Here is a 7,235-nt window from a genome sequence, read left to right as displayed (position 1 = left end):
AGATTCGGAACACCCGAGATAAAACCTCAAACTCTTTTTGAAATCTCATTCTGCTATTATATGGATAAAAAGTATCAGAAAGCCATTGACTTGTTTAATGCGATTTTACCAAAAATCTCCGAAAGAAATGTTAAAGTAGAAACTATATATTGGATTGGTGAGTCATATTATGGCCTGGAGAAATATGATAAGGCTATTGAAACCTTTTTAAAAATTGTTTATGATTATGGTGACCTTGCACAATGGGATGTAAATGCTAATATTAAGATTGCTATGGCTTATGAACAGCTCAATAAATTTGACAAAGCAAAACTTTTCTATAACAGTATAATTAATAAATATGGCTCTGATAGTAAGTGGGGCAAAGAAGCTCAGAAATTTTTGGATGCTTTACCTTAATATTATTGGAACTAAATGTTCTAATAAAGAATTTTTATAGAAGTAGCAAAGGAGAATGAAAATTGCATGCATTCCCAATCCCCAATTTAATTGGGGAGGGCTTCTGTCTCGGCTTGGCCGAGCCAAGACGGATGGGAATGAGGGTTTAAAAAATTCCAAATTCCAAAATCCAAATTTCAAATAAAACCCAAATGTCCAATTATAAATGCTAACTTCTTTTTCTGAATTTTTTTTAATTTTGATTTTGGAATTTATTTGTTATTTGAAGTTTGTTATTTGTCATTTTCTTTCTCTGTGTCCATTCTCCGTAGCAGTAGGACTGCTATTGCGAAGGATGAACCTTTGTGGTGAAAGGATTTTCAGATGAAACATTCATGTCCCAAAAACAATCGGGACACCCCATCCCGATAAATCGGGACGGGGTAGGCAAAGGAGCATGAAAATGGTAATTGAATTAATTGAATTGGAAGTTGTTATATTATATTTCTCTTTCTCTGTGTTCTCTGTGTCTCTGTGGTAGGTATTTTATGAAAAATATAAGATCAATTCTATCGTATCTAAAACCTTATACAAAGACAATATTCTTAGGGCTTTTATGTCTTTTATTTGTTGATAGTCTTATGATGGTGATTCCTCAGATTGAAAGGCATGTCATCGATTCATTACGGTTACCAAATTTTACAGTTAACAAATTATTTCTTTTCGGTGTTTTAGTATTTGGTCTTGCTATTGTAATGGCAATCTTCCGATTTTTATGGAGAATTTTCTTAATTACAAATTCATACAAAGTTGAGCGACAGATTCGTAATGACTATTATGGACATTTGCAAAATCTATCTATTAGGTTTTTTCAAAAGCATAAAACAGGCAATTTGATGGCTTATGCGACCAATGATTTAAGAGCAGTTCGTATGCTTTTTGGCCCAGGTATTGTAATTTTTTGTGATATGATTTTTATGACATTTTTTAGCATAATATTAATGTCTCGCATTGATTGGAGATTAACAATTTATGTTATCATACCTTTGCCATTAGTGACTTTTGTAATGATATTTTTTGGACGAAGGCTTCACAAACTTTTTAAAAGTATTCAAAAAACATTTGCCACTCTATCTGATAGAGTCCAGGAGAGCATATCTGGTATCGCGGTTATTAAGTCATTTGTGAGAGAAAATTCTTATGAAGATCGTGTAGGTGAGATTGCTGAGGAACTTGTAGACAAGAATATGAAACTTGTAAGAATCTGGGGTATATTCTTTCCATTTATGTTTGCAATTGTCGGCGTGAGCCTACTTCTTACTCTTTACTTTGGCGGAACAAAAACTATACTTAATGAGATAACTATTGGAGAATTTGTTGCATTCAATAGCTATTTACATTTATTGATATGGCCATTTATTGCGATTGGCTGGGTTGTTAATCTCTATCAAAGAGGAACAGCTTCTCTAAATAGAATACAAGAGATTATGAAAGAAAAACCTGAGATTATTGATTCGTCAGAGGTGGATAAATCTATTAAAATTTTAAAGGGTAATATTGAGTTTAGAAATCTAAAATATTCCTATCCGGACAACGATTATGTAGTGTTAGATGGGATTTCGTTTTCAATAAATTCTGGAGAAACATTAGCAATTGTTGGTAGAACTGGTGAGGGAAAAAGTACAATAATTAAACTATTAACAAGGTTATTTAACCCCCCAAAGAATTCAATATATCTTGATGGTAAAGAGATATGCCAGATTCCACTCAATGTTTTAAGAAAGAATATGGGCATTGTTATGCAGGATATATTTCTCTTTTTAACTTCTATTGAAGATAATATAAAATTTGCAAGAAACGATGTCTCTAAAAATAAAATAGTTGAATCAACACAAATGTCACATTTTTATAATGATATAATGGGATTTGATTCAAAATTTGATTCAATTGTTGGTGAAAGAGGAGTGTCTTTGTCTGGTGGACAAAGGCAGAGACTTGCAATTTCAAGAGCTTTGATTAAAGATGCTCCAATACTAATTTTGGATGATGCATTTTCATCTGTAGATACTCAAACCGAAGAAGGAATTCTATCTAATCTTAAAGAATTGCAGAAGAATAAAACTACTTTAATCATTGCGCATCGCATCTCAACAATGCAGCATGCTGATAAGATAATTGTTTTGGATAAGGGCAAGATTGCTGAACGAGGTAATCATGAAACCCTTGTAAAGAAAAATGGTATATACACAAATATTTATAATAAACAAAAACTTAGAGAAGAGCTTGAGATGTAGAAAGTAGTCAAAAGATTCGCCAATTGGCGAATCGTCATATGCTCCTTCGGAGCGTCAAAAGTAGTCATATAAGCCTTCGGCTCGTCAAAGATTGTCAAATGCTAAACTTCGTAGCGTCAAATGATTTTAATAACAGCTTTAGCTATTTTGAGCATTTATGACAGCGAAGCGTTTTGACAATTTATGACGGCTTTAGCCATTATGACAGCGTCAACGTTATGACTATATTTGACAGCGATAGCATTATGACCATATCTGACAGCAAAGCGTTTTGAAAGTATATACAAAAAATATTTATGGAAGGTAAGAAATTTGATTACAAATCTGGAAGACTTAAAAATATATCAGATTGCAATGGAAATTGGTGAAGAAGTTTGGGAAGTAGTATCAAAATGGGATTATTTTAAAAAATCTACTATTGGCAATCAATGGATTAGAGCTGCTGATTCTATTGCTTCAAATATTTCTGAAGGATATGGAAGATACTCTTTTAAAGAGAATAAATTGTTTTGCTATTATGCAAGAGGTTCTCTTTTTGAGACTAAAACTTGGTTGATAAAATCTCATAACAGAAGTTTAATTTCTACCAACTTTTTCAAAACAATGGAAAATAAATTGAAAATATTGGAAATCAAATTGAATAATTATATCAAATCAATTGGTAAAGGGAGTCAAAAATAGTCAAATAAGCCTTCGGCTTGTCAGAAATGGTCAAATGCTCCTTAGGAGCGTCATAAGAGCCTTCGGCTCGTCAAATATAGTCAAAAGCTGCTTCGCATCGTCAAATGTTGTTATTTGACGGCAATGCATTATGATAATTTATGACAGCGAAGCGTTATGACAATTTATGACGGCTTTAGCCATTATGACAGCGAAGCGTTATGACAATGTTTAACAGCGATCCCCGCGGACGCGGGGAAGTGAGCTTTTGACAGCGAAGCGTTTTTATGAATACTTATTACGAAGAAAAAGATTCAGAGAAAATTTATGACAGTCGCCTAATGGCGAGATTGCTAAAATATATATTACCATACAAGAAATATTTTATTATTTCATTTTTTATACTATTAATAATTGCATTTTTTGCAATCCTTTTACCATATATTCTCAAATATGGAATTGATGAGTATATCAATCCATCAATAAGAATAATTGATATATCAGATTTTCCTGAAATAGAAAAAGAATTTGCAAAAAGATATAATAAATATGTGATTGAATCAGAAAATCATAAAATATTAATAAGAAGTTATAACACAGATAAGCTGTTACCGAAACATATTCGTGCTCTACAAGATAAGAAATCAATTAGTAGAGAATATTATGCAATCTTTCTAAAGACGGACGAAAACCTTGCTCTTGCTAATAAATATCCTGATATATTTGCTATTTTTGGAAAATATTATATTATAAAACAATCTGATTTAAAGAAAATATCACCATCGGATACTCGCATACTAAGGAAAAATGACTTACATGGACTTTTAATTTTAGGTATTATTTTCTTTGCAATACTAATTTTTAGGTTTATCTTTAGTTACCTTCAAATATATTTAACTCAATATGCAGCAATGCATTCTATGTACAATTTGAGGATGAAACTTTTCAATCATCTGCAAAAATTACCATTATCATATTTTGATAAGAATCCTATAGGAAGACTCGTAACGCGCATAACAAATGATATTGAAGCTCTTGCAGATATGCTTGGAGAAGGTCTTATTACTCTTTTACAAGATATTGTTATGATGTTTGCTATTCTAATTGTTATGCTTGTAATTAATTACAAACTTGCTTTGGTTACATTTATTGTCGTTCCATTAATTATATACTTTATGATTCGTTTTAAAAAAGATATACGAAAAGTGTATAGAGCTGTTAGAATAAAATTGGCAAAAATAAATGCTAAATTATCAGAAAGTATTTCTGGTATTACAACAATTCAGCTATTTCATCAAGAGAAGAAAAAATTAAATGAATTTAAGAATATTACAGAAGAATATTTCCATGCAGAAAAAAAACAATTGAGAGTTTTTGCTGTTTTTCGTCCTCTGATTGATGTAATGGTGCATTTATCAATTGCCTTGATTATTTGGTATGGTGGGGGTAGTATTATATCAAACAAGATGTCATTGGGTGTTCTTGTAGTATTTATAAGTTATGTTCACAGGTTTTTTGACCCTCTTTATGATTTAAGTCAAAAATATAATATTATGCAAACAGCAATGGCAGCATTGGAGAGAATTTTCAAATTAATGGATGTTAAACCAGAGGAGTATAAAATTCATGCCATATTGAACTCACATATAAAAGGTAAAATTGAGTTCAAAAATGTTTGGATGGCATATAATAAAGATGACTTTGTTTTAAAAGATATTAATCTAAAAATAGATGCAGGTGAGAAGTTAGCTTTGATAGGGGAGACAGGTGGGGGTAAAACTTCACTTGTAAAATTATTAAGCCGTTTTTACCCTTATCAAAAAGGAGAAATTCTAATTGATGATACTCATATTTCTGAATATAGTCTATCAGATTTAAGAAGGAATATTGGAGTTGTTCAGCAAGAAGTATTTATATTCTCTGGCAAAATAAAAGATAATATCTCATTATACAGAGAAAATGTTTCTAAAGAAGAAATTATTAAAGCTGCGAAATATGTTAATGCAGATAGATTTATTTCCAATTTACCAGATAAGTATGACCAAGATGCAAGAGAAAGAGGTTCGGTTCTTTCTGCAGGACAAAGACAATTATTGGCATTTGCACGCGTTCTTGTATGTAATCCAAGTATTTTTATCTTAGATGAAGCTACTTCAAATATTGATACTGAAACTGAAATATTGATTCAAGACGCCTTGCAAAAAGTGATGAAAAACCGAACATCAATAATTATCGCTCATAGATTATCAACTATTCAAAATGTAGATAGAATTGTTGTGATTCACAAGGGTGAAATCGTCGAAGAAGGTAATCATCAGCAATTACTGAAGCAAAAAGGATTGTATTATAATTTGTATAGATTGCAGTATAAAGACAATATAGTTTGATTCTTTTATACAATCCTTTCAGTTGTTAAATTTAGCAGACTGAAATAAACTCTGTCCTACATATCAGCGAACTGCTCGTAATTTTCAAAAAAGAAAATTTTCTACTAACCTTGACAAGAATTTTTTTAATTTCAAATACATATTTGGAGTTTAAATGAAATCAAATATAATAGAAGGCCTTCAAATTGTTGGATTTTATAGACATAGTCAGCTTGCAGATAGAGGAGTTAAAGAAGGGGATTGGATACTGGAATATAATGGAGAAAAAATTACGAGCAAGGCTCAGTTACAAAGGATGAAACTAAAATTTCAAAATTCTAAGAATATTGTTTTGAAAGTAAGAAGAGACGATTTGGAAGAATATTTTCAGATTTGGCCTGGCGATCTTGGGGTATATCTTGCAGAAAGAGAAAAGGATCCAGAGATACTTTCAGACGCAAAACGAATAGAAAATATTGGTAGATTAGAAAAGAGAACTGGAATGGAGAATACTTTCTTCGGCTCCCTTATTAACACTTTAAAAATTTTTGGGATTGAAATAGAGCCTACTGTACTAATGGGATTATCCGCTTTCTCTTTCCGTATCCAATTTTATAATAAATTTTCCGTAGATGCATTAGATCCAGCAAATGGCTTTGATTGCATAAAATTTCTATTTGAGAATTTGAAGTGGTCATACAGAAAGATTCATACAAATAATCGAAATCAAATAAAAGAAATAATAAAAAATAGCATTGATAATGGGATTCCAGTTCTTGCTAAAAACCTCTGCGGTCAGAATGATTGGGGAATTATTACAGGGTATCAAAATAATGGAAAGGAATTATTTTGTAGAAGCTATAATGACAAGACAGTAGATTATTCTATTGCACCTCAAATTTCGGAAACTGTTATTGTTTTTGAGAAATCTCCAATTTTGGCTAAAGATGAAAATGATTTTAGTCCTCCTGCACAATCATACATCAATAGTTTGAAAGCTGCAAAAGAGATGCTGTCTATTGAAAACTGTGATGGATATTCAATCGGTAACTATGCATTACAAAAATGGCAGAATGCTTTGAAAGATAATAGATATTTTGAATCTCTTACTAATAAAGAGTTCAGAAAAATCTGTGTAAACAACCAGTTTTTATTTAATCTATACTGTTTTAATTGTAAAATTGCTGCAAATTTTCTTAAAAGTATTATTGAAATCTTTCCGGATTCCAAGGAACATCTTAAAAGACTTAGCAAATTTTATGGAGCTGAAGGAAAAGTTTTGCATAATTGCCAAAAATATATTCCTATTAATTCTAATGAAGATTTAAGAATTTTTTTTACTGAACAGTATCGCAATAATGAGGTGGTCGCACTAATAAAAGTTCAGAAAAAAAACAATGAAATTTTAGCAATTATGGAAAAACTTCCACTTTTTAAATGACCTGAATAACTCTATTATTATTGACATTCAAAATCAATCTTAAAAAAATTGTTTTATAGCGAAATTTATGTTCACTAAAATAAATTAGCCACAAAT

5 protein-coding genes are annotated in these 7,235 nt (G+C 30.9%); all 5 read left to right on the top strand.

The window, feature by feature from the left end; genetic code table 11:
- On the top strand, positions 1 to 399 hold a 399-nt coding region (locus U9R23_06265), incomplete at its 5' end, for a tetratricopeptide repeat protein (protein MEA3476021.1).
- 527 nt (positions 400 to 926) lie between these two features.
- Positions 927 to 2,672 (top strand): ABC transporter ATP-binding protein, encoded by a 1,746-nt coding sequence (locus U9R23_06260; protein ID MEA3476020.1) that lies wholly within the window; start codon positions 927 to 929, stop codon positions 2,670 to 2,672.
- 312 nt (positions 2,673 to 2,984) lie between these two features.
- Entirely contained in the window at positions 2,985 to 3,353 is a 369-nt protein-coding gene (locus tag U9R23_06255) for a four helix bundle protein (protein ID MEA3476019.1), read from the top strand.
- Between the two features lie 266 nt (positions 3,354 to 3,619).
- Positions 3,620 to 5,719 carry an ABC transporter ATP-binding protein gene (locus U9R23_06250; protein MEA3476018.1) on the top strand — a complete coding sequence of 700 codons (2,100 nt, stop codon included), beginning with the start codon at positions 3,620 to 3,622 and terminating at the stop codon, positions 5,717 to 5,719.
- Between the two features lie 154 nt (positions 5,720 to 5,873).
- Positions 5,874 to 7,139, top strand: a complete 1,266-nt coding sequence (locus U9R23_06245) for a hypothetical protein (GenBank protein ID MEA3476017.1) — start codon at positions 5,874 to 5,876, stop codon at positions 7,137 to 7,139.
- Positions 7,140 to 7,235 lie beyond the last annotated feature (96 nt).

It is taken from the genome of Candidatus Cloacimonadota bacterium, assembly GCA_034722995.1.
Classification (GTDB): Bacteria; Cloacimonadota; Cloacimonadia; order JGIOTU-2; family JGIOTU-2; genus JAGMCF01.
Note: the sequence above shows the minus strand (reverse complement) of the source record. Positions and strands in the feature narration are given on the sequence as shown.